General features: G+C 42.6%; 20 protein-coding genes and 1 pseudogene. 9 read left to right on the forward strand and 12 right to left on the reverse strand.

Going from position 1 to position 21,569, the window contains the following annotated elements:
- Positions 1 to 121 precede the first annotated feature (121 nt).
- The gene (locus CAG57_RS14245) at positions 122 to 577 is read left to right on the forward strand and encodes a methylglyoxal synthase (protein WP_099611101.1); all 456 of its coding nucleotides are present in this window, start codon (positions 122 to 124) and stop codon (positions 575 to 577) included.
- 395 nt (positions 578 to 972) lie between these two features.
- Here the strand turns inward: CAG57_RS14245 and CAG57_RS16175 are convergent.
- From CAG57_RS16175 to helD, 4 genes and pseudogenes are all read right to left on the reverse strand, one after another.
- Positions 973 to 1,092 (reverse strand): annotated as a pseudogene (locus CAG57_RS16175) (IS630 family transposase); the annotation flags it as partial.
- Positions 1,093 to 1,112: 20 nt separating this feature from the next.
- Positions 1,113 to 2,276, reverse strand: coding sequence for a methyl-accepting chemotaxis protein (locus tag CAG57_RS14250; protein WP_161439544.1), 1,164 nt, complete (start codon positions 2,274 to 2,276; stop codon positions 1,113 to 1,115).
- 515 nt (positions 2,277 to 2,791) lie between these two features.
- Positions 2,792 to 3,418 (reverse strand): bifunctional nicotinamidase/pyrazinamidase, encoded by a 627-nt coding sequence (gene pncA, locus CAG57_RS14255; RefSeq protein WP_161426918.1) that lies wholly within the window; start codon positions 3,416 to 3,418, stop codon positions 2,792 to 2,794.
- Positions 3,419 to 3,445: 27 nt separating this feature from the next.
- Positions 3,446 to 5,512 (reverse strand): DNA helicase IV, encoded by a 2,067-nt coding sequence (helD, locus tag CAG57_RS14260; RefSeq protein ID WP_161426919.1) that lies wholly within the window; start codon positions 5,510 to 5,512, stop codon positions 3,446 to 3,448.
- Positions 5,513 to 5,674: 162 nt separating this feature from the next.
- Between helD and yccS the strand changes: the two genes are divergently transcribed.
- Together yccS and CAG57_RS14270 are read left to right on the forward strand one after the other, a co-directional pair.
- Entirely contained in the window at positions 5,675 to 7,837 is a 2,163-nt protein-coding gene (gene yccS / locus CAG57_RS14265) for a YccS family putative transporter (protein ID WP_202597844.1), read from the forward strand.
- Between the two features lie 137 nt (positions 7,838 to 7,974).
- Entirely contained in the window at positions 7,975 to 8,265 is a 291-nt protein-coding gene (locus CAG57_RS14270) for a hypothetical protein (protein ID WP_099610127.1), read from the forward strand.
- A 57-nt stretch (positions 8,266 to 8,322) separates the two neighbouring features.
- Here the strand turns inward: CAG57_RS14270 and modC are convergent, their stop codons facing one another.
- The 3 genes from modC to modA are packed head-to-tail and all read right to left on the reverse strand — an operon-like array spanning position 8,323 to position 10,887.
- On the reverse strand, positions 8,323 to 9,432 hold the full coding sequence (gene modC, locus CAG57_RS14275) for a molybdenum ABC transporter ATP-binding protein ModC (protein ID WP_161433834.1): 1,110 nt from the start codon (positions 9,430 to 9,432) through the stop codon (positions 8,323 to 8,325).
- Complete coding sequence (gene modB, locus CAG57_RS14280; RefSeq protein WP_202597800.1) at positions 9,429 to 10,133, reverse strand: molybdate ABC transporter permease subunit; 705 nt, start codon at positions 10,131 to 10,133, stop codon at positions 9,429 to 9,431. Before modB ends, modC begins: the two co-directional genes overlap by 4 nt.
- Complete coding sequence (gene modA / locus CAG57_RS14285; protein ID WP_099610125.1) at positions 10,114 to 10,887, reverse strand: molybdate ABC transporter substrate-binding protein; 774 nt, start codon at positions 10,885 to 10,887, stop codon at positions 10,114 to 10,116. The genes modB and modA overlap by 20 nt, the downstream gene beginning before the upstream one ends.
- A 180-nt stretch (positions 10,888 to 11,067) precedes the next feature.
- Between modA and CAG57_RS14290 the strand changes: the two genes are divergently transcribed.
- The gene (locus CAG57_RS14290; protein ID WP_161427102.1) at positions 11,068 to 11,592 is read left to right on the forward strand and encodes a hypothetical protein; all 525 of its coding nucleotides are present in this window, start codon (positions 11,068 to 11,070) and stop codon (positions 11,590 to 11,592) included.
- 279 nt (positions 11,593 to 11,871) lie between these two features.
- Here the strand turns inward: CAG57_RS14290 and CAG57_RS14295 are convergent, their stop codons facing one another.
- The 3 genes from CAG57_RS14295 to CAG57_RS14305 all read right to left on the reverse strand — a co-directional run bounded on the left by CAG57_RS14295 (position 11,872) and on the right by CAG57_RS14305 (position 13,152).
- Positions 11,872 to 12,180, reverse strand: a complete 309-nt coding sequence (locus CAG57_RS14295) for a GIY-YIG nuclease family protein (RefSeq protein WP_337247056.1) — start codon at positions 12,178 to 12,180, stop codon at positions 11,872 to 11,874.
- A 6-nt stretch (positions 12,181 to 12,186) separates the two neighbouring features.
- On the reverse strand, positions 12,187 to 12,822 hold the full coding sequence (locus CAG57_RS14300; RefSeq protein ID WP_161427101.1) for a YceH family protein: 636 nt from the start codon (positions 12,820 to 12,822) through the stop codon (positions 12,187 to 12,189).
- Between the two features lie 96 nt (positions 12,823 to 12,918).
- Positions 12,919 to 13,152 (reverse strand): hypothetical protein, encoded by a 234-nt coding sequence (locus CAG57_RS14305; protein WP_161427100.1) that lies wholly within the window; start codon positions 13,150 to 13,152, stop codon positions 12,919 to 12,921.
- A 174-nt stretch (positions 13,153 to 13,326) separates the two neighbouring features.
- Between CAG57_RS14305 and CAG57_RS14310 the strand changes: the two genes are divergently transcribed.
- Both CAG57_RS14310 and CAG57_RS14315 read left to right on the forward strand, forming a co-directional pair.
- Entirely contained in the window at positions 13,327 to 13,647 is a 321-nt protein-coding gene (locus CAG57_RS14310) for a DUF496 family protein (protein WP_161427099.1), read from the forward strand.
- A gap of 304 nt (positions 13,648 to 13,951) precedes the next feature.
- Positions 13,952 to 14,197 carry a YgjV family protein gene (locus CAG57_RS14315; RefSeq protein WP_099610121.1) on the forward strand — a complete coding sequence of 82 codons (246 nt, stop codon included), beginning with the start codon at positions 13,952 to 13,954 and terminating at the stop codon, positions 14,195 to 14,197.
- Positions 14,198 to 14,362: 165 nt separating this feature from the next.
- Here CAG57_RS14315 and glpK read toward each other — a convergent pair whose 3' ends face one another.
- Both glpK and CAG57_RS14325 read right to left on the reverse strand, forming a co-directional pair.
- Positions 14,363 to 15,883: a glycerol kinase GlpK gene (gene glpK / locus CAG57_RS14320; RefSeq protein WP_161427641.1), complete on the reverse strand. Its 1,521-nt coding sequence runs from the start codon at positions 15,881 to 15,883 to the stop codon at positions 14,363 to 14,365.
- A 60-nt stretch (positions 15,884 to 15,943) separates the two neighbouring features.
- Entirely contained in the window at positions 15,944 to 16,798 is an 855-nt protein-coding gene (locus tag CAG57_RS14325; RefSeq protein ID WP_099610120.1) for an MIP/aquaporin family protein, read from the reverse strand.
- Between the two features lie 538 nt (positions 16,799 to 17,336).
- Here CAG57_RS14325 and glpA point away from each other — a divergent pair.
- The 3 genes from glpA to glpC are packed head-to-tail and all read left to right on the forward strand — an operon-like array spanning position 17,337 to position 21,513.
- Complete coding sequence (gene glpA / locus CAG57_RS14330; RefSeq protein ID WP_099610118.1) at positions 17,337 to 18,980, forward strand: anaerobic glycerol-3-phosphate dehydrogenase subunit A; 1,644 nt, start codon at positions 17,337 to 17,339, stop codon at positions 18,978 to 18,980.
- Positions 18,977 to 20,290, forward strand: coding sequence for a glycerol-3-phosphate dehydrogenase subunit GlpB (glpB, locus tag CAG57_RS14335; protein WP_161427640.1), 1,314 nt, complete (start codon positions 18,977 to 18,979; stop codon positions 20,288 to 20,290). Before glpA ends, glpB begins: the two co-directional genes overlap by 4 nt.
- A complete protein-coding gene (glpC, locus tag CAG57_RS14340; RefSeq protein WP_099610116.1) occupies positions 20,287 to 21,513 on the forward strand; it encodes an anaerobic glycerol-3-phosphate dehydrogenase subunit GlpC in 1,227 nt (408 codons plus the stop codon). Before glpB ends, glpC begins: the two co-directional genes overlap by 4 nt.
- Positions 21,514 to 21,569: the final 56 nt, after the last annotated feature.

Below are 21,569 nucleotides of genomic sequence, written 5' to 3' on the forward strand. Positions count from 1 at the left end.
CTCTTAATATCATTTAATTTACTCGTTTTAGATCTCAGTTAGAGTTTCCACTCAAAGTGATTGAATAAGCGTATACTTTTCGTTATGAAAGAAAAGTAACTAAATATTAGGAACGATTGTTATGAAGAAAATTACACGCACCATGGCGGCCCAAAAACACGTCGCTTTAGTTGCTCACGATAACTATAAAGGTGAGCTGCTACGTTGGGTGATAGAAAATAAAGAAAAATTACAACATCATCAATTATATGCAACAGGCACAACAGGCCATATGCTAACCAAAGAAACAGGGCTTCCCATCACCAGTATGATCAGCGGCCCAATGGGAGGGGATCAACAACTGGGAGCAAAAATTGCCGAAGGGCTGATTGATGTCTTGATCTTCTTCTGGGATCCGTTGAACTCCGTTCCCCATGATCCTGATGTTAAAGCACTACTTCGTATTGCCAGTGTCTGGAATATTCCGGTTGCCACCAACCGTGCCACCGCAAAGTTCTTATTCAATTCCGTTTTAATGGAACAAGATGTTGATATCGAAATTCCTGACTATCATGCTTATCTTACCGACCGCACTTAATCTCCCCTCCCCAAAGGTATTTTAGCGGCGTGGATATAAGAGGGCAGACAAGCCTCATATTAAAATGGCAGCGATATAACCAAACGTTGCCATTGCTAAATTGAAAGTGCCCCATTCCGTATTGACTCCGATGACTGAAAGTACATCGGCAACCTATTTTAATCATAAATAAACTAATGGTTAGGCACAAGACTATAGACTTAGTTCCTTTTCTGTCTTGGCTCTAGCTCTAGGTTCGCCGCTTATTTAGATAGATCCACTCAACTTGAAGATGCAGGTTTTAATATTTGAAAATTATCCGTAATTCTAGATACGAGTACTTTTGCCACCTCTGGTAGTAGATGACGAGAAACCGTCGATTCGTGAATACGTAGCGCTTAAGAAATCATTGTCTAACTCCCGCTTACAGAAGTGAGCAAAACCGCTTTATTACGGTTGCGCATTCGACCATCACGAGTTGGATCGTGCATTTGGTCGAGGTGCTACTTCTGTTGGGGAGTCAGTATTATTTTCATAGTACGTAGAAACTTTTCTTTTAGGAATTAGCTTTTTTCAATTTAAACTCAGAAATGTCTTCTTTCAATAACTCTGATAATTCACTAATTTTTAACATTGAATCTCTATTTTCTTCCGAAATATCAGCTGCTCTCTTACCACTTTCTGTCAGTTTACTTATATTTTCTGCCACATCTTCAGAAACAACCCTTTGCTCTTCAATTGCGCTGGCTAAGGAAGTCATACGGTCTGATATGTCTGTAAAGCGTTCTAAAACTCCTTCGATGTCCTGTGATGTCTGTTTAGCTTGATTCGAAGCCTTACCTGCTAACCTTTGGGATTCATCACTTAACTTTGATGATAACTTGATTTGTTGAAAAAGCTGTGTGGTCATATTATTGATTTCATTTGCAGATACTTGGGTTCTACTTGCTAATTGTCGAACTTCGTCAGCGACGACCGCAAAACCTCTCCCGTATTCACCTGCTCTAGCTGCCTCTATTGCAGCATTTAGGGCTAATAAATTAGTTTGATCTGCTACATCGGTGATAACCTTTAAAAATTGATCAATCTGAGATGCGCTCTTTTCTACAATATCGAAAGTACTGTTTGATTCATTGACAGCATCAACTAAATCGTTTAGTTCACCCATCATATCGTCTAAAGCATTCTGAGAATTTTTAGCTCCCTTATTAATTAAATCAGATAAAGAGCTTACCTCCTGGACATCTTCGGCAATTGAAGCAACCGTATTAGACATTTCTTCAATAGCAGTAGCAATAGTCTCAATTTTTTCTGTTTGGTCTTCTACGATTTCAGCAGAACGTATAGCTTTTTTTTCTGACTTATCAGTGAAATCATCCAAGATAGTTGCTGCTTTATCTATATTACTTATAGTTTTATTTAGTTTATCAATCGATCTAGAGAAGTTCTTATACAGAGGGTAGAATTCATCTTTGTCATAAGCAGAGATCTGGTAAGTAAAATCACCATTCCCGAGCGCATTGAGAGCTGTAGTCAAATTATTACAAAGTAAATGAAGTTTTTTATGAACGAAATAGTTGTAAAATAAAGTAAATAATATAATTGTGCTACATGCAGCGATTTGACTAGTTAAGCTGTTGTCTAGTACTAAAATAATAGTTGCTATACTGACAAAAAACATAAAGACAATAGTAGCAACTTTAACGGAAACTCTGTTCATACTTTCTCCATGTAAAAACATGATTACATTACAATCAACACCATAAGTTAAGGTAATGGTCTTGTGAGTAGACTTATGGACGGTGCTTTACGTACCAACATGAGTATCATTCCTGAACGCATAAGATACGGATTGCTTAGTTACAAAGTTCGATGTCTATTCATTGAACCACTCATTTAGTATAGTAATGATTTTTTTGTTGTGGAAATTACTATTCTTATTTAATAAATTTCTATCACGTCACAAGTACGCTCTGTAATCACCCTCCGAACGACATACGATCAAACATTCAACCACTGGGGAGGTTCTAAATAGCAAAAGAATCTGTCTAATTCACTTCGGCACCGACTTTTCGATACTTACACTAATTTATGAGTTACTAAATTAGCAAAGCCACTAACACGTTTTTGTCCAAAAACAAGTTAAGTTGACAATAAAGCTCTATCCGCTCATACCAATTTAAGTAGGAAAAGAAGCGTTTCATTTTTCAAAAAAACGCTTCTTTTTGTGGTTGTCTAATACACTTTTTGTAAAAAAGAGGATGATACCGTCAACTGACAACCGGCCGCTTGCATGGTGCTCCAAGCCGCTTGAACATCACCGTCATGGAGATTAACCCCTCGGCAAGCATCTTGGATCACCCATGTTTTAAAGCCTAATGAAATCGCATCCAAAACCGTATACTTAACACAATAATCGGTTGCTAGCCCGACAATATAAAGCTCTGTTACTGCTATTTTATGTAGGTAATCCGCCAGACCTGTCGCTTGATAACGCTGGTTATCAAAAAAACCACTATAGCTATCGATCTCAGGGTGAGTCCCTTTATATATCACCCGTTCAATCGCATCGAGATTGAGCCCAGCTATAAACTCAGCCCCGTGAGTTTCTTGCACGCAATGATCCGGCCAAAGGATCTGCTCAATGCCAGCCAGTATCATCTGCTCTCCCGGTTGTTTTCCCTGCGTTGAGGCAAAACTGGCGTGCCCTTCTGGGTGCCAATCTTTGGTGGCAATCACATGGTCAAAATGGGGCATCAAAAGATTAATCACAGGCACAATCGCGCCACCATCAGGAACAGGTAATGCACCATCGGGCGAAAAATCATTTTGCACATCAACTAAAATTAACGCTTTGCTCATCGGTTCCTTCCTTTATACATCATAAGGTTACTTATATTTGATCACCGGATAGTCATCATCGGCTAATAACTCTTGAACAAAGCAAGAACCATTACCACTGTAGGTTACCCAAACTTTTTCTTTTGCTCTGGTCATTGCAACATAAAATAAGCGTCGTTCCTCTGCATAAGGGAAGGCCTTTTCTGGCTGGTTAAGCGCGCTATCGAGATGAAGGCTTTTCACTCGTGCAGGGAATTGACCTTCATTCACTGCCAGTATAATGACATAATCCGCTTCTTTTCCTTTACTGGCATGACAAGTCATAAACTCCAATTGCAGCGATAAATAGCGCTGCTGCCAATCTGATAAGTGCTCTGGTCGATGATAATGGTTACGACCGAGTAATAAAACACGTTTGGGTGTTTTGGTTTTTCGATTGAGCTGATCCAATACTTTCTCAACCTGAGCACTCTCGCTAAGATACACCGCTGGTTGTTTTTGTTTTTTAAAACTATTGAGCGTTTTCGGTAATTGGTGGGGATTTTTTTGCACAAATCGATTGGCCACAGCACCGATCTGATCATTAAACCGATAGGTTGTGTCTAGATGATGAATCGTTGAATGTGGAAAACGGGCCGAAAATTCCGTCGTTAAATTAACATCGGATCCTGCAAATTGATAAATAGATTGCCAATCATCGCCCACAGCAAATAAGTTCGGGCGAATTGGTTCTTGTTCACACAAAGCTTGGATCAACTCGAGCCGTTGCGGCGAAATATCTTGATATTCATCCACCATGATATATTTCCAAGGTACAGAAAATTTACCTTTACGCACATATTCAGCAGCTCGGCTGATCATGATATTAAAATCGATTTGGTTGCTGTCTTTTAGTGTCTGTTGCCACGCTTGAAAACAGGGCCAACATAATGCTAACTCACTATTTAGACGAGCATAGTCAGGGTGATCAACCAATTGCTGTTGAATGGCTTTTTTGCTAAGAGCTAACTGTGCAAGGAGATCAAGCTGCCTCTCTAACCAAGCGATCAATTTAGGGTCTTCAACATGGCTTCCTAGCTCATCGTCACCAGCAAGATAAGCGATGGGCCATTGGGCTAAATGTTTTTGCCACCGTTTAAAATGAGTCGGTGTCATCCAGTGACGCTTCAGCCAATCGACACACCATGCTTTTTTTAGTTTCTCATTTAGAGCCAGTGGAGAAATCGTCACCTCATGCGTTTCAACTTGGTTGATAATAAATAATCCCAACTGATGAAAAGTATTCACGCGTAGATGATCAGCTACTGATCCTAATGTATTTTTTACCCGCTGTGCCATCTCATTCGCTGCATCTTTACCAAAAGCGATCAGCAGCATCTCTTCGGCTTGAGCAAGCTGACTCTGTAGTAAATAAGCCGTCCGAGCCGTCAGAACACTTGTTTTACCAGACCCCGCGCCTGCTAACACTAAGTTATGATCATCATTCAGCAACACCGCTTGTTGCTGAGAAGTATTCAATGGGGAAGACTCTAATTGGTCAAATAATACGTGCCAACGGTGTCGTTCAGCTTCTAACCACTGTTGATTACGAGCAAGTAGCACTTGGTTGGTTTCTAATAGCCAAGGGGTTAACGGAGCCATTGCTTCGGGCAAATGATGGCAAGCTTCCGCTAAACTCATTCCCATGTCAGAAAGGTCGGCAAAGACTTGATTGACCCATTGTTCAATGTGAGAGTGGGATAAAAAAGTCGCTGAATCGACTCGTTCATGTAACCTCTGTTGCCAGACGGGTAAGTGGCTCGATAACGCAACACATTGGCGATTAAACCAAGCCTGATAAGCCGTAACAAGCTGATGAGCAAACTGACGCGCCTGAGGCCAAGGTAACCCTTGAACCAACCATGATCGTTGAATTGCTTGTTCTGGATGAGCAAAAAATTGCAGTTCTGCCCATAACAAACCTCGACGAACTTTGACTTGTCCATTCCATACCGTAAAAGGAATACGTTCTTCACTCTGTAATGAGGTTAATACCAGACGTTCGTTTTCTAGGCTAATTTGATGGTATTCATTAGCAATAAAAAACTGTGCAGTTTTGCTTGCACCTAGCTGCATATTGACGGCCCTGTAATTTCATCAGTTAAATATCATAACCTAAACCATCATTGCAATGAAAAATTAATGTCAATAATGAAGTTATATTAAGCGATTTTCTTATTTTTGATCAGACCCTTAGCATTAAATTCTGCTACACTAAGCGTTTTATTTCTTGTATTGATGATTCCCGTGAAAAGACTCCACCGAATCCGGCTTTATTGGGCAAATAAAACCATTAATTATTGCCTACTGATCCTTATCACTTTATTAGGTGTCGTCATTCCTGCATGGCATTACAACCTGAATACTTGGATTACACCACTGATTTTAGGGGTGATTGCCGCCGCGCTCGCTGAACGAGATGACCGTTTCTCAGGGCGCTTAAAATCTATTCTATTAACTTTTATCTGCTTTGCGATCGCTGCTTTTTCGATTGAGATTTTATTTAATACCCCATTACTGTTTGCGATTGGGCTGTTCATTTCAACCTTTGGTTTTATCATGCTCGGGGCTATGGGAGCACGCTATGCGAGTATTGCTTTTGGCTCCCTGTTGATCGCCATCTATACCATGTTAGGTGCTCATCAAAGTACCAATATTTGGTTTCAACCCTTGTTACTGCTTAGTGGCAGCGCTTGGTATTATCTCTTATCGATGGTGTGGCATGCCTTTTGGCCGATGCAGCCTGTACAACAAAATTTAGCCACGGTTTTTCTTCAATTAGCCAATTATCTCGATGCTAAATCACAGCTTTTTTATCCCGTGTCTAACTTAGTGCCACAGCCCTATCGAATTGCAGAAGCTAATTTAAATGCCGCAACCGTCAATGCGCTTAATCAATGTAAGGCGACCTTATTAACTCGTTCCAAGCGAGGCCATGTTGATAGTGCCAGTGACCGTTTCTTAAGCCTCTATTTCTTAGCCCAAGATATTCATGAACGGGCCAGTTCAAGCCATTATCGATATCAAGAGTTAGCCGAGCATTTTGGCCGGACCGATGTGCTGTTTCGTTTTAAATATTTGCTGCATACTCAAGCACAGGCCTGTCGTGATATCGCACTTTCGATTCGTTTAGGACAGCCTTATCAACATCGTGATCATTCTATCCTCGCGCTGGATGAAGTGTTTCTATCACTTACCCATTTACAAGAGCAACAACGTCCTGAATGGAAAAGCTTATTAACTCAATTAGGTTATCTTTTCAATAATTTAGCAACGGTAGAAAAACAGCTTAATAATGTCAGTAACCCAGATGTGCATAAATCTGAAGATGATGTGCTCCACGATACCGAAGCCCATTCTCTCAAATCGATGTGGCAACGGCTCACCGCTAATTTCAACTCGGATTCTCTGCTCTTTCGGCATGCGATTCGAATGTCTATCGCGCTCACCACCGGCTATGCCATCTTACAAGGGTTAGGGTTAGAACGGGGATATTGGATTTTATTGACCACGTTGTTCGTTTGTCAGCCAAACTATGCCGCAACACGGCAAAAACTGGTATCACGGATCATCGGTACGTTAGCCGGTCTATTGATCGGGGTTCTTTTACTGACGTTATTCCCATCACAAGAGAGTCAACTGGTCTTTATTGTCATCTCTGGGGTGATGTTTTTTGCTTTTCGCCTTAATAACTACGGCTACGCGACTGGGTTTATCACGCTATTGGTTCTCTTTTGCTTTAACCAATTAGGAGAGGGTTACGCCGTTGTACTCCCTCGCCTTGCTGATACCTTAATTGGTTGTATTTTAGCCGTATTAGCGGTGATTTTTATTTTACCTGACTGGCAATCTAAGCGACTACATAAAGTCATGGCGGAGGCAATTGATGCCAACAAACACTATTTGGCACAAATCATTGGCCAGTACCGCATCGGCAAAAAGGATAATCTAAGTTATCGAATCGCTCGGCGCAATGCACATAATCAAGATGCCGCCTTGTCTGCAGCGGTGAGTAATATGTTAGCGGAACCAGGGAAATACCGAGCAGCAACTGATGAAAGCTTTCGATTTTTAACGCTCAATCACGCGCTATTAAGTTATGTCTCCGCTTTGGGTGCCCACCGGACAAGGATCGATGATGAACAGATCCATCAATTAGTACTGGATTCTCATCGCGTGATCCACCAACACTTAGACATACTGTACCAGCAATTATTCAATCATTGTGACGAATGTGACACTCGTAATATTGACGAAATGAATCTTGAGACAAGATTGGCTGAATGGCGAGAAGAAGATGATAGCTCGGCACGCATGGTGCTGCAGCAGTTGCATCTTATTTACCGAATGCTACCAGAGCTGCATTCATTAGCCAGTAAGTTTGCGGTTCGAGTCAACTGATGTACATGGATGCCTCTCAATCCTCTCGAAGCATCCACGTTATGACACTAAAGCACTTTTGACGTTCTTTGCTGTGGTTAACCTTGCACATCAAGGAAGATAGACATAAGATTAATTAAACAGTGCGGAGAAAAACGATGTCTATTTCAGCCATTTCTTCTGGATATCCCATCATTCAGCAATCGTCCAAGATGGCTGAAGAAGCCGCACTGGATATTCAAAAAAACCAAGCAGAAAACGCTAAGCCAAGCCCACTCTCTTTTAATCAGGTTGATGATCAACCAATCGAAAAAAAAGCACCAGCTCCGGTTGATAATACCCAAGCCATGGTTAACCTCAATCAGGCTCAGCAATACCATCGTGTCGGAACCAGTGTCATTCAGCGAGAGCAGGCCATGATCGGTAGCCTGCTAGATATTCGTATATAAATCCAACGATTCTTCTTACTGCTGGTAAAAAGTCACATTTATACTATATGGAATCGGTTAACAATGGCTCAAAGTAATATCTCGCTGAGCGACGCTCACCCCCTTGATCTGAGCATAAACCGATGATCCTACGCTAAGTTGTAGATCGTCTAATGCCCACTCCGTAATCGTTGACCATAAAAAACAGTTTTCCGCTAACGCCAATTGCAACGCCACACTTTTTCTATTTTCTCCCTGTTGGAGGTGCTCAATAGCCCTTACCTTCGCAGGTAATATATTGCGAATAGAGGTTTTCTGCGGCTTTTGTAATGTGACGGACACATCCGTGGCTCGTATTTTTAATCGAATGGCGGCATTAAGCTCACCGTCAACCTGTTGTACCCAGATCCCCACGTCATCGGCCAGCATAATACAACTCAAACCATATTCTGTTTGGTGCTGAGCAATATAACCTGAGAGTAAGGTACTTTGTTCACTAAAGGCTTGCCAAGGCCGCATCACAGCAGACGACCAAACCGGTTCAACCGGCCCTGAAATTAATTCTTGTCCGTTGTCTAAAACCACTAAATAATCAGCAAGGCGTAAAACCTCATTCATACTATGGGTAACGTATAAAACAGGAATATTAACCGATAGTGTCAATTGTTCCAGAAAAGGCATCACTTCACGCTTGCGAGGAATATCAAGCGAAGCCAACGGCTCATCCATCAATAACAAATCCGGTTTACTTAGTAAGGCTCGCCCAATAGAAACACGTTGTTTCTCGCCACCAGATAAAGCATGGGGATAACGTTCTAATAATGGTTGTAATGCTAAAAGTTGTACGACTTGGTGGAAATAGGCAGGGTCGTTGTCAGTGACACCATAGAGTAAGTTGCCACGAACGCGGTAGTGAGGAAATAATCGCGCATCTTGAAATACATAACCAATTTTTCTTTTTTCAACTGGCACATTTATTTTTTGCTGAGCATGAAACAAGACCCGATGAGGAAGCTCAATTTTTCCATCATCGGGAGTGGTTAACCCACTAATTAAATTAATTAATGAAGTTTTTCCAGAGCCAGAACGACCAAAAATAGCGGTTATGCCGGTTGCGGGTAAATGTAAATCGACACTCAGTGCCATCGACCCAAGCTGTTTATTCACTTGAATATGCAACGAATTCATGCGCTATGTACTCCTAAACGACGTTGCATACGTCGGTTTACCCATTCAGATACAAATAATGATAGCAACGCAATGATGATAGAAATCAGACATAGACGAGCCGCTTCCATCTCTGCCCCTGGCGTTTCTAAAAAGTTGTACATCGCTAAAGGTAAAGTTTGTGTTTCACCCGGAATATTAGAGACAAAACTAATGGTTGCACCAAACTCACCTAAACTACGCGCAAATGAAAGCATGGTACCGGTAATAATCCCCGGTAATATCAAGGGAAGCGTAATGGTAACAAACACTTTCGCTTGCGAAGCACCTAAAGTTCGAGCGGCTTGTTCTAGCTTAGGATCTACGTTTTCGATACTTAAACGAATGGCTCGAACCATCAAAGGTAACGCGATAACCACACAAGCTAAAACTGCACCCCGCCAACTAAAACTAAACGACAAACCCAACCAAGCCGCAAACCATTGGCCGATAAAACCTTGGCTCCCCATTGAAATTAACAACAGATAGCCAACCACAATCGGTGGCAAGACCAATGGAAGGTGAATCACACTATCTAGCAAAGACTTACCGATAAAGGTTTTGCGAGCCAGTACCCACGCAAGGAATACACCAATCGGCAGTAACCATAATACGGTATAACCTGCCACTTTTAAGCTCAGTTGTAAGGCCATCCACTCATAGTCACTGAGCAAATTGTTCATGCGCTATATCCGTATTAAAACCATAAGAGGTTAAGATGCCTTTTGCATCAGAAGAAGTTAAAAAGGTCATGAATGAAGCACTGCTTGGTTTATTATTCAATTGAGCCACCGGATAGTGGATTGGAGAATGTAAAGCGCTGTCAAACTCTAGCACAATCGCAACCTTGTTACTCGTCAACGCGTCGGTTTTATATACCATGCCTAGCGGAGCTTCTCCCCGTTCAACTAAAGCTAACGCCAAACGAACATTATTTGTTTGCGCCAACCGTGAGCGCACGGTATCCCAAACACCTAGGGTTGTAAGTACCTGTTTAGAATAAATACCAATCGGAACGGCATCTGTATTACCAACAGCCAAACGTTCCCCAGTTAAACGTTGTGTCCATTGCTGAGAGTCTGCCACATCAAACGCCGTTAAATTTAAATTAGCCGGCTGGATCAAGACCACTTGATTACTGGCTAATAACGCCACCTGCGCTTCCTGCACCTTATTTTTTCCTATAAGGTACGTCATCCAGTCATCATTTGCGGAGAGAAACACGTCAGCTGGCGCGCCATGTTCAATTTGTCGAGCCAAAGATGAAGACCCCCCAAATACCGCAACAACTTTAGTATCATGGTGCGATTGATAAAGACGAATAAGATCATTAACCGCATTGGTCATTGAGGACGCAGCATAAATATGGACGGTTTCTTGTGCCCAAACCATCGGGCTAAGAAGCAAGGCGATGAGCATGTAAATTCGTTTTTTCATTGTTTACTCGTATCGTGCAATTAATATGTATTGGCGTTGTTATAAACAGAACACAACCACCAGTCGTGCCTATTTTAACCCTAATCTCTGTGATAAAATGGAATAATTTACAGAAATGGCCTGAAATTGGCATAACATTGTTGTATCTTTACGCTTTCCTCGTTTTAGGATGAATCTAATATGCTCAAAATAACCTCTTTAGCTGGTGTTTTACTTTTATCGACGCTTCTTCCCACCACCGCTTCAGCGAATAATTTTGACTACAATTTCTTTGAAGTAAGAACCGCCTTAAATCCTGAATCGATGGGGGCAGAATTCAACACCTATTTTACAGAAAACTCGCACGTTATTGCTCGGATTGATTCTCGCTTTGAAGGTGATTGGGATGCCGCTGGCGGTATTGGCTTTAATGGCCCGATCAATCCATTTGCTGATATCTATGGTCAAATGCTAGTCCATAGTGTCCGTAGCAGTAACGATGAAGGCAATAAAAATGATCTGATGATGGAACTCAACATCGGCACTCGAGTTTGGCTCACCAACCAAATTGAAGGCCACCTGCGTATTGGTCGAAATGAAGACAGATCCGTGTTTATCGGCGGGCTACGCTTCCATTCAACTCAACAGATGACGATTTCAGCAGAAGCGCGCAATGCTGGATTGTGGGGGCCACAGATCAGCATGGGAGTCCGCTTTCAATTTTAGGTTATGATAAATCAATTAAGGTGATAAACCGATGAGAGTTACTCTCATCACCTTACTGATCCGAAAGTCAATTTGCTTTAGCGTACCCCAAACAACTTGGAATTGCAGGTAGACGGCCAGTGAGTGACACATTTGTCTGGAATAAATTTGAACAGCCGTAGACTGGCCTTTGGTGAGAGCCACGAATGGCTCTCATAATCCCCATGAACATAGACAGACGATGCGATTAGGGTGAACGGCATGTATAGGTAAACGAACGAAGCCAACACCGCTGCAATTTCAAGTAGAAGGAGTATAAGTTAATTGATCCAGAGAGCAAGTTCCGGCAACTAGGCTCTCTTTGTCCTTTTTATTCAAACGCTTAATCTGATATTCCAACTGCAACGCTTGGCTCTTATTGGAGCCAACCTCATACTGCCACACTAAAGTCAGTGGCCCCTTGCCTCTTAATGCTTTAGCGCCTTGTCCTTGCTGATGTTGCTTCAAACGGCGCTCAGTGTCCGTACTAATGCCACAATATAAGGCATTTCCGGAAGTCCGAATCAAATACACCCACCAACACGGGCCAGCAGCCGTCAACGAATTCACCACCTTTTAGTGCTGGCGTTCAATCAGTGCCCGTAGCTCTGCGACTTCTTCACGCAAAGCAGCCACTTCTAATGCTAATGTTTCAACTTGAGAAGAGGCGGGTTCAGCCACAGAGCTTGCTGAAAAACTGGCCAGATCAACCTCACCACAAAACAAGTGATGGTATCGAGACTCTCGTTTGCCAGGCTCACGCGGCAATTTCACCACGAGATCTCGTTCAACTAACTGATCTAAGGTGGCTTCGGTTTGCTTAACATCACTAAAGCTGCATAAACGATTGGTGCGAGTTCTCAATTCACCAGGGGTTTGAGGCCCTCGCAGTAATAAACAGCACACTAATGCAAGTTCTTGTTCATCTAGTTTTAAATCACCAAATTCTGTATTACAAAAGCGGTGCTGGTATTTACGAGTGCGGCTATTAAAACTACTTTCATCACTAACTAAACGACGTGCAATGAGCGCTTCAACCGTATCTTGCACCTCTGCTTCTGACAATGAGAGAACAGGATCACGGTTACTTTTCTGATTACAAGCTGTCGTTAAACTATTAAGCGTTAGCGGGTAGTGATCCGGAGTGGTAATGGCTTTTTCAATCAAACAGCCAATAACTCTAGCTTCTAAGTGGGAAAGTTCATTCTGCATTTCTGTTTCCTTATTATCTAAGAGCGTCACGGCCCTAAAATTAACTTTTGGGGTCACGACTTTTCATCTTGCTCAGGCATCAGTACTCACTAATGCTTAATGCTCTAGAATGCAGGCTAGACCAATTAACCGGCCATATTGATCGAGCATGACAATACTAGCGCGGTTTAATTCTATTTCGTGTAGGGCAATGTTTTGCCGTTCATCTAGATAGGCTTGGCAAAATTTCTGTTGTTGCTCAGTCAGGCAAGACTTCGCTTTTGAGCTTGGAACAACAATTTGTGAGCATGACATAATTAAATTAGTTGTTTCATGTTTCATAAAATACATGATATAGCGCCTTCTGATTGATGTACACTAGCACTATATCTAAGGCCCTCAAAAACCACACATTCTGGTGATTTATTCAGCAATATGTCATGAGGTTTGATCTTAGGTCTGTTATGCGTCTTAACGATGTGCTTTAATCTCTGGTAGTGGTATTTATGATAGGAAAAGGGATCTATGAACAGCGTATTTGAAATTGTGAGCTTAGCTCGTCGTAAAAACAAACTGAAACGTGAATTGCTCGATAACGAAAAGAAAGTTCGTGATAACCGTAAACGTGTAGATCTACTAGAAAATTTAGTCGACTACATTAAACCAGACATGACTCAAGAAGAGATCATCGAAATTGTCAAAAAAATGAAATCAGACTACGAAGATCGTGTCGATGACCACATCATTAAAAGTGCTGAAATTTCTAAAGAGCGTCGTGAACTTAGCCGCCGAATTCGTGAACTCACTGAGCAAGATAAGCTCATGACTCAAGGCGGTAAAAAATAAACTCACCTCTGAGTACTTCTTTGTCGATATAAGTCCGCAATAAGCGGACTTTCTTTTTCGAGACAACTTCTCTGAATAGTTCAACAGATAACGTAATAACAAAACTATTATTAGCGTTAATCGTTTGCGTAATCGCTAACCTTCTCCGAAGCTCTTTTTAACGGTTTTACCTCAGATTAACCATTGTTATAGTTTCGATTAGAAAAATTAATTTCGCCCTTTCGGTAAGGCTTTGTCCATTTTCATCATGAAAAACAGCGTGCCACTACTGACCCGGTTTGGGCCAACAGCAAGAGGATAAATAATGGATGTGATTGAAATCATGGGCTACGCTGCCTCAATTATGGTCGCTATCTCCTTAACGATGAAAGACATCGTTAAACTAAGAATATTAAACTTTATCGGTTGTGCTTTATTCGTTGTTTACGGATTAATGATTGATGCTTGGCCTGTCGTGGCAACCAATGCCTTTATCGCTTGTGTTAATGTCTACTTTTTAGTGAAGATGCAACAAGCAAAAAAGGCTGAAGGCGTACAAAGCGCCGCCTAAATACCCCAAGCAAGATAGCAGAGTCGGTGGTAAAGATTCAGTGAACCCGATGCACCATAAAAACGATGCAAGTGGAGCAAACCAATACAGCCAATAGCACTGCTATCTTCAAATAAAAAAACGATAGCCCGACGCTCTGCCGGGCTTAGTCATCATGAGCCATTATTACTCGTCTTCGTAATGTAATTCAGCCCAAGACTGAGCGCATTTCACGGCACGTTTCCAACCGCGATAGCGACGTTGACGCTTCTCTTCATCTTGATGTGGCATAAATGAACGATCAATTTCTGCTTTATTCTGCAGCTCTTCTAACCCATCCCAGAAACCAACGGCAATCCCCGCTAAGTAAGCGGCTCCCAATGCGGTCACCTCTGTAACTTTAGGACGATGAACTTCCGTATCAAGCACATCGGATTGGAACTGCATTAAAAAGTTATTGGCTACCGCCCCTCCGTCGACACGCAGCGCCGCCAATTTAATACCAGAATCCGCCTGCATCGCATCCAACACATCACGCGTTTGGTAAGCAATGCTTTCTAATGTCGCACGGATAATATGGTTAGCATTCACGCCACGTGTTAATCCAACAATGGTACCGCGCGCGTACGCATCCCAGTAAGGCGCACCAAGCCCAGTAAAGGCAGGAACAACGTACACGCCATTCGACGTGTCGACTTTTGTTGAAAAATATTCTGAATCATGAGCATCGGAGATCAATTTCAATTCATCACGCAGCCACTGGATAGAGGCTCCCCCCATAAAGACCGCACCTTCTAATGCATAAGCTGGTTCGCCTTTCGGGCCACAGGCTAATGTGGTGAGCAAGCCATTTTTAGAGATCACTTTTTCTTGCCCAGTATTCATTAACAAGAAACAACCTGTACCATAAGTATTTTTCGCCTGCCCCGCTTGCACACACATTTGACCGTATAAAGCCGCTTGTTGATCACCGGCAATACCCGCAATAGGGATCCGTGTTCCTCCCTTGCCTCCAATGTTAGTTTGGCCATAAATTTCAGAAGAAGATCTCACTTCTGGCATCATATTAAGCGGAATATCAAATTCTTTTAATATTTTCTCATCCCAGTGTAATTTATTGATGTTAAATAACATGGTTCGAGATGCATTGGTATAATCCGTCACATGAACTCGGCCTTGAGTCATCTTCCAGACCAACCAAGTATCCACGGTTCCAAACAATAACTTACCCGCTTCGGCATCTTCGCGTGCCCCTGGCACATTATCCAGAATCCATTTGATTTTGGTGCCTGAGAAATAAGGGTCAAGCAATAGTCCAGTATTTTCTCGAATATAGGCTTCTAGCCCTTCACGCATCTTCAATGTTTCGCAAATTTCGGCCGTACGACGGCATTGCCACACGATGGCGTTGTAAACCGGCTTTCCTGTTTCTTTATTCCAAACAATCGTTGTTTCACGTTGGTTAGTAATCCCGATTGCCGCAACTTCATCGCTACGAATACCAGATTTACCCAACACTTCAACCAAGGTTGACGTTTGAGTTGCGTAAATTTCCATTGGATCGTGTTCAACCCATCCCGCTTGAGGATAAATTTGAGTAAATTCACGCTGAGAAACGCTGACAATATTGGCATCATGATCCAGTACAACGGCTCGAGAACTGGTGGTGCCTTGATCAAGGGCAACGACATATTTTTGCTCAGTCATGGTGTGTTCCTTATTATTTCACGTTCGAATAAATCGACTAAATAGCATAATGTGTGGCATTTATACGTGTGCTTGCTCGCTTTCTTCTGCTTTATCACACTGATTAGGAATCGTACATCCTGTCCCCACTTTCGGAAGATAAACCGCAATAAATTTCGGATACGCCCAACCACCAAAACAGGCACCAGCGATCGGTGCGACAATCGGGACAATAAAGTAAGGAATATCTTTAGCACCGCTCAAGGCATAATCCCAGCCAGCAAAATAAGCAAATAGCTTAGGCCCAAAATCTCGCGCTGGATTCATCGCAAAACCTGTCAATGGGCCAAGCGACCCACCGATAATCGCGATTAACACACCGATCAGAAGTGGATTTAATGCGTTACGGTGCGCACCATTGTTTTCATCTCCTAGAGCCAAGATGCCAAACATCAACACCGCGGTAATGACAAACTCTACCGCCATGGCACCAGAAAAAGAAAGAGACGCATGCGAATAGGTAGAAAAAACCCCCGCAGTAGCAAGTGCTTCTTGGCTATTGCGGGTGAAATTATGAGCGATTTCGTAATCAACAAAAAGGTTACTGTATAGACTGTAGACTAACGCCGCTGCACAAAAAGCGCCGAGTGTTTGTGCAATGATGTAAGGGATTACTTTCGCTTTATCAAAGCCGTGAAATGCGGCCAGGGCTACCGTCACGGCAGGGTTAATATGAGCCCCGGAAACGCCTGCGGTGCAATAAATAGCAATCGCGACTCCGAGCCCCCAAATGATACTGATTTCCCATTGGCCAAACTGAGCATTGGTTAAAACTAATGCCGCAACGCAGCCGACCCCAAAAAAAATGAGCAAACCCGTACCGATAAATTCTGCGATACACTCTCCTAATAGAGTATGTTGTTTTGTTCGCGCCATAGTAAGCATCCTTGTGTTTATTTACAGCTTGAGTGGTTTACACGTTGTTTGTGTGCAGCACAATCTGCCACAGAACCATCAACTCGCAAATAAACAAAGATTACTAATGAGCGTTCGAGCACATAAATGTTAATGTTAAACTCGTTTTTTGTTAAACAACGCAATTTTTTGATCAACCCATTGCATGAATCACTCATAAAAAACAACGCTAAATAAAGTAAAAACACAACCGCATAGAAATCATCTTTTAGTGTTACACCTTTTTAAATCAATCCCATTGTCAAGCGTCAGCAACATTTTGCTAGACAAGACTTTTACCACTTCAAATGTAATCAAAAGGTTACACAGACTACTATCGCCATTCTAAAGTGTTGCTACATTTCACCATCACACGCTAAAAATGAACTTTCCCTTTGGTTGTTTGTTTCGTTCGAGCTTTTGTGAGCAAGGTTACGAACACAAAGTTATAAAAATGACACAATAACTATTAGTACAACGAATAACGATCAGCATAACGGATAAAAATAGGGTAACGGTCATGACGGCAAAGCAACGAATGGAAACTGACGTAGTCATCATCGGAGGTGGCGCAACGGGTACGGGAATTATGCGCGATTGCGCATTACGAGGTATCCCGTGCATTCTTTTGGAAAAAGACGATATTGCTTCTGGTACGACAGGCCGAAATCACGGCTTGCTCCACTCAGGCGCTCGTTATGCAGTCACAGATCCTGAATCAGCTAAAGAGTGTATCCAAGAAAATCAGATTCTCAAAAAAATTGCCAAACACTGTGTAGAAGCAACCGACGGCTTATTTATTACCTTGCCGGAAGATGACTTAGCTTTTCAAGCACGTTTTATCGATGCCTGTACTCAGGCTGGAATCGAAACTTCCCGCTTAACACCCAAGCAAGCATTGGCATTAGAGCCAAATGTCAACCCTGCTTTGGTCGGTGCTATTAAAGTTCCCGATGGAACGATCGATCCTTTTCGTCTCTGTGCATCCAATGTCTTGGATGCCAAAGAGCGGGGAGCACAAATCATTAATCGCACCATCGTCACTGGCCTTATCCGCCAAGGTGACACTATCTTAGGTGTCCACTGCCTACAACTAAGCACTCATCAATCGTTTGATATTTATGCAAAACAAGTCATTAATGCGGCGGGAATCTGGGGACAAAATATCTGCGAATACGCCGATCTGAATATCAAAATGTTTCCAGCAAAAGGCTCTTTGCTGATTCTGGATTATCGAATTAACAACCTTGTGATCAATCGCTGCCGAAAACCGTCGGATGCCGATATTTTAGTCCCTGGGGATACCATTTCGTTAATTGGCACCACCTCAGAACACATCGATTATGACCAAATCGATCACTTACACGTCACCGATCACGAAGTGGATGTATTACTCAAAGAAGGAGCAAAGTTAGCTCCAATTATGGCAAATACACGCGTTTTACGTGCTTATGCTGGCGTACGACCTTTAGTTTCAGTCGATGATGATGGAAGTGGACGCAATATCAGCCGAGGAATTGTACTGTTAGATCATCAAGAACGAGATGGTTTGAATGGGTTAACGACCATTACCGGCGGCAAATTAATGACCTACCGATTAATGGCTGAATGGGCAACTGATCTCATCGCAAAAAAACTGGGGAATCAGCAACCTTGTACGACGCATCTACAGCCACTTCCTGGTTCAAATGAAACCCCAAAAGAGGTCAAAAAAACCGCCAGTATCGCCAAACCCGTTTATGAGTCGGCCATTTATCGTCATGGGGAAAGAGCAAAAGCCTTCTTAACCGATGAGATGAAAAACCAAGCCATTATTTGCGAATGTGAAATGGTCACTGCCGGAGAGATTGAATACGCGATTACCCAGCTCGATGTGAATAACTTGGTCGACTTACGCCGTCGAACTCGTCTTGGAATGGGGCCTTGTCAGGGAGAGTTGTGCAGCTACCGAGCTGCGACCCTCTTTTCAGAATATGGCCACTGTACAGGTCAGCAGTCTAGCCAATTACTTACCGAATTTCTTGAAGAGCGCTGGAAAGGAATTAAACCCATTTTTTGGGGAGATGCTCTACGAGAAGCCGAATTTAGTTACTGGATTTATGATGGGCTACTCGGCGCAGGAGAGCTGAATCAAGCCAATAATCATAAGGAGAATAACCAATGATGCACTATGATATTGTGGTGATCGGCGGCGGAATTGCAGGATATACGGCGGCAATTCGTAGCTTACAAGCAGGAAAGAAAACCTTATTGATCAACCAAGGGCAAAGTGCGTTACATTTTTCTTCCGGCTCAATTGATGTACTCGCCAAACTCCCGGATGGTAGCCCTGTGACTCATCCTTTTGAGGCACTCAACCAACTGAAACAGCAAAATGACCAACATCCTTACCACCTTGTAGGACAACCATTATTAATGGAGGGGCTGGACTGGTTCAAACGTACCATTACGGATGCTGGGCTCCCAATGCTCCATCACCCACAAGGAGCGAATCATCAACGCATCACTCCGTTAGGTACATTGAAAGCCACTTGGCTTTCCCAGCCGTTCGTTTATCAACACCATGATGCCCTCCCTTTTAAACGTATTGTGGTTATCGCTATCGACGGTTACCGAGATTTCCATCCACAAATGTTGCAGGATAATCTTCGCCAACACGTTGATTTTGCCAATACACACATTGAACATAAAACCATTACCTTACCCGGCTTTGATGCGTATCGGCGTAATCCAAATGAGCTTCGGTCGATTGATATAGCGCGTTTTCTCAAACAACAAAGTGCATGGGATCACCTGTGTCACGCATTAACTGCGCTCGCAACACCTGATGATTTGGTGATCCTACCAGCCATTATGGGCAACGGTGATGGGCTAATCTTGATGAATAAGCTACGTGAGGCAACACAATTACATTTTCATGAAGTACCCACGATGCCGCCCTCTCTGCTTGGTATTCGGATTGAAGAAACGCTTAACCGTATCTTTATTCAACTGGGAGGCACTCAGTTGAAAGGAGATAAAGTCGTTCGCGGCACATTTACTAACGGTCAGTTAAACGAAATTTATACCCAAAATCTACGAGATATCCCAGTACAAGCACCATACTTTATCATGGCGACAGGAAGTTATTTCAGCCAAGGATTGGCAGCCACGCAAGATCAGATCTCTGAACCAATCTTTGGGCTGAAGGTCAGCTATCCTCAACAGCGGACGTTATGGCGAAATAGGAACTTTTTTGCACCTAAGGCTCATCCATTTATGACCTTTGGCGTACAAACCAATGCACAGCTGAATCCTTATCAACAAGACATCGCGATCAAAAATCTATATTGCTGTGGTTCGATGCTATCTGGCTACGATCCGGTATTTGAAGGTAGCGGTGGCGGAGTAGCGATTGCAACAGCTTACTATGCCATTAAACAAGCGCTACAAATTGATTCTACTATTTATTCGACTCTGGAGGCGCGAGTATGAACACCCCCTTCTCTCAAGCAGCTCCTCAAAACACCAGTTTTGATCAATGTATTAAGTGCACCGTGTGTACCGTTTATTGCCCTGTAGCAAAAGCTAACCCCGATTATCCGGGCCCCAAACAATGTGGCCCAGATGGTGAACGTTTACGTATTAAAAGCCCTGAATACTATGATGAAGCCTTAAAATATTGTACCAACTGCAAACGCTGTGAAACGGCGTGTCCTTCTGGAGTCAAGATCGGTGATTTGATTGCTGTCGCTCGCGGTAAATATGGTAAAAAACCGCTAAATCCCAAACTTGTCCGGGACTATGTATTGAGTCACACCGATTTATTTGGCTCTCTTGCCACACCGTTTGCTCCTGTGGTCAATTTCGCAACAGCTTTACCCGTGGTAAAAAAGATCATGCACAAAACCATTGGCGTACATGATCATAAAGCACTCCCTAAATATTCACAGGGTACTTTTCGTCGCTGGTTTAAACAAAACTGTACCCGTCAACCACTGTATCAACGGCAAGTAACTTACTTCCACGGCTGTTATGTGAATTATAACCACCCCCAATTAGGCAAAGATTTAGTACGCGTTCTCAATGCTATGAATATTGGGGTGCGCTTACTCGAAAATGAAAAATGTTGTGGTGTACCTTTAATCGCCAACGGCTTTCACGACAAAGCTCGAAAAAATGCTTTGCTCAATATCAAACATATTGAATCCGCAGTTGAAGATTACCAAACCAAAATCATCTCTACATCATCGACTTGTTCTTTCACCCTTCAGCAAGAATATCCTCATGTACTCGGAGTGGATAACAGTAAAGTGGTCAATGAGATTGAATATGTCACTCGCTTTTTACTCAAAGAATTTATGAGTGGGAATGCTCCAGCAATGAAACCGCTTCATTTAAAAGTGGTCTATCACACCCCTTGTCATTTAGAACGAAGCGGTAATGTAATGTTTACTATCGAGTTGCTGCGTATGATCCCTGGGCTGGAGTTGATCGTGTTAGAGAGTGAATGTTGTGGATTAGCCGGTACGTATGGGTTTAAAGAAGAAAACTACGACGTATCGATGAAAATTGGCAACCATTTATTTAGCGCCATTAATCATTCCGAGGCAGATTTTGCAGTCACAGATTGTGAAACATGTAAATGGCAAATAGAGGAAAACACCCAACAAGAGTGCCTACATCCCATTAGCTTGCTTGCCATGGCGCTTGCTTAACCCATTAGCCTATTTCAAGCAAGCCGACTTTTCGAGCTGGTTTTTGTCGCTGTTTG

The organism is Vibrio sp. V30_P3S12P165 (assembly GCF_009904905.1).
In the GTDB taxonomy this organism is placed as follows: Bacteria; Pseudomonadota; Gammaproteobacteria; order Enterobacterales; family Vibrionaceae; genus Vibrio; species Vibrio fujianensis.

Coding starts and splice junctions, on each gene's coding strand:
- helD (WP_161426919.1), bottom strand. CDS start 5,512: ATGCAGCTAGGTGCAAGCAAAACTGCACAGTTTTTTATTGCTAATGAA.
- modC (WP_161433834.1), bottom strand. CDS start 9,432: ATGAATTCGTTGCATATTCAAGTGAATAAACAGCTTGGGTCGATGGCA.
- CAG57_RS14325 (WP_099610120.1), bottom strand. CDS start 16,798: ATGGCGCGAACAAAACAACATACTCTATTAGGAGAGTGTATCGCAGAA.
- glpA (WP_099610118.1), top strand. CDS start 17,337: ATGACGGCAAAGCAACGAATGGAAACTGACGTAGTCATCATCGGAGGT.
- modA (WP_099610125.1), bottom strand. CDS start 10,887: ATGAAAAAACGAATTTACATGCTCATCGCCTTGCTTCTTAGCCCGATG.
- yccS (WP_202597844.1), top strand. CDS start 5,675: ATGATTCCCGTGAAAAGACTCCACCGAATCCGGCTTTATTGGGCAAAT.
- glpK (WP_161427641.1), bottom strand. CDS start 15,883: ATGACTGAGCAAAAATATGTCGTTGCCCTTGATCAAGGCACCACCAGT.
- CAG57_RS14270 (WP_099610127.1), top strand. CDS start 7,975: ATGTCTATTTCAGCCATTTCTTCTGGATATCCCATCATTCAGCAATCG.
- CAG57_RS14310 (WP_161427099.1), top strand. CDS start 13,327: ATGAACAGCGTATTTGAAATTGTGAGCTTAGCTCGTCGTAAAAACAAA.
- CAG57_RS14300 (WP_161427101.1), bottom strand. CDS start 12,822: ATGCAGAATGAACTTTCCCACTTAGAAGCTAGAGTTATTGGCTGTTTG.
- CAG57_RS14305 (WP_161427100.1), bottom strand. CDS start 13,152: ATGTATTTTATGAAACATGAAACAACTAATTTAATTATGTCATGCTCA.
- glpC (WP_099610116.1), top strand. CDS start 20,287: ATGAACACCCCCTTCTCTCAAGCAGCTCCTCAAAACACCAGTTTTGAT.
- CAG57_RS14315 (WP_099610121.1), top strand. CDS start 13,952: ATGGATGTGATTGAAATCATGGGCTACGCTGCCTCAATTATGGTCGCT.
- CAG57_RS14250 (WP_161439544.1), bottom strand. CDS start 2,276: ATGAACAGAGTTTCCGTTAAAGTTGCTACTATTGTCTTTATGTTTTTT.
- modB (WP_202597800.1), bottom strand. CDS start 10,133: ATGAACAATTTGCTCAGTGACTATGAGTGGATGGCCTTACAACTGAGC.
- pncA (WP_161426918.1), bottom strand. CDS start 3,418: ATGAGCAAAGCGTTAATTTTAGTTGATGTGCAAAATGATTTTTCGCCC.
- glpB (WP_161427640.1), top strand. CDS start 18,977: ATGATGCACTATGATATTGTGGTGATCGGCGGCGGAATTGCAGGATAT.
- CAG57_RS14245 (WP_099611101.1), top strand. CDS start 122: ATGAAGAAAATTACACGCACCATGGCGGCCCAAAAACACGTCGCTTTA.
- CAG57_RS14290 (WP_161427102.1), top strand. CDS start 11,068: ATGCTCAAAATAACCTCTTTAGCTGGTGTTTTACTTTTATCGACGCTT.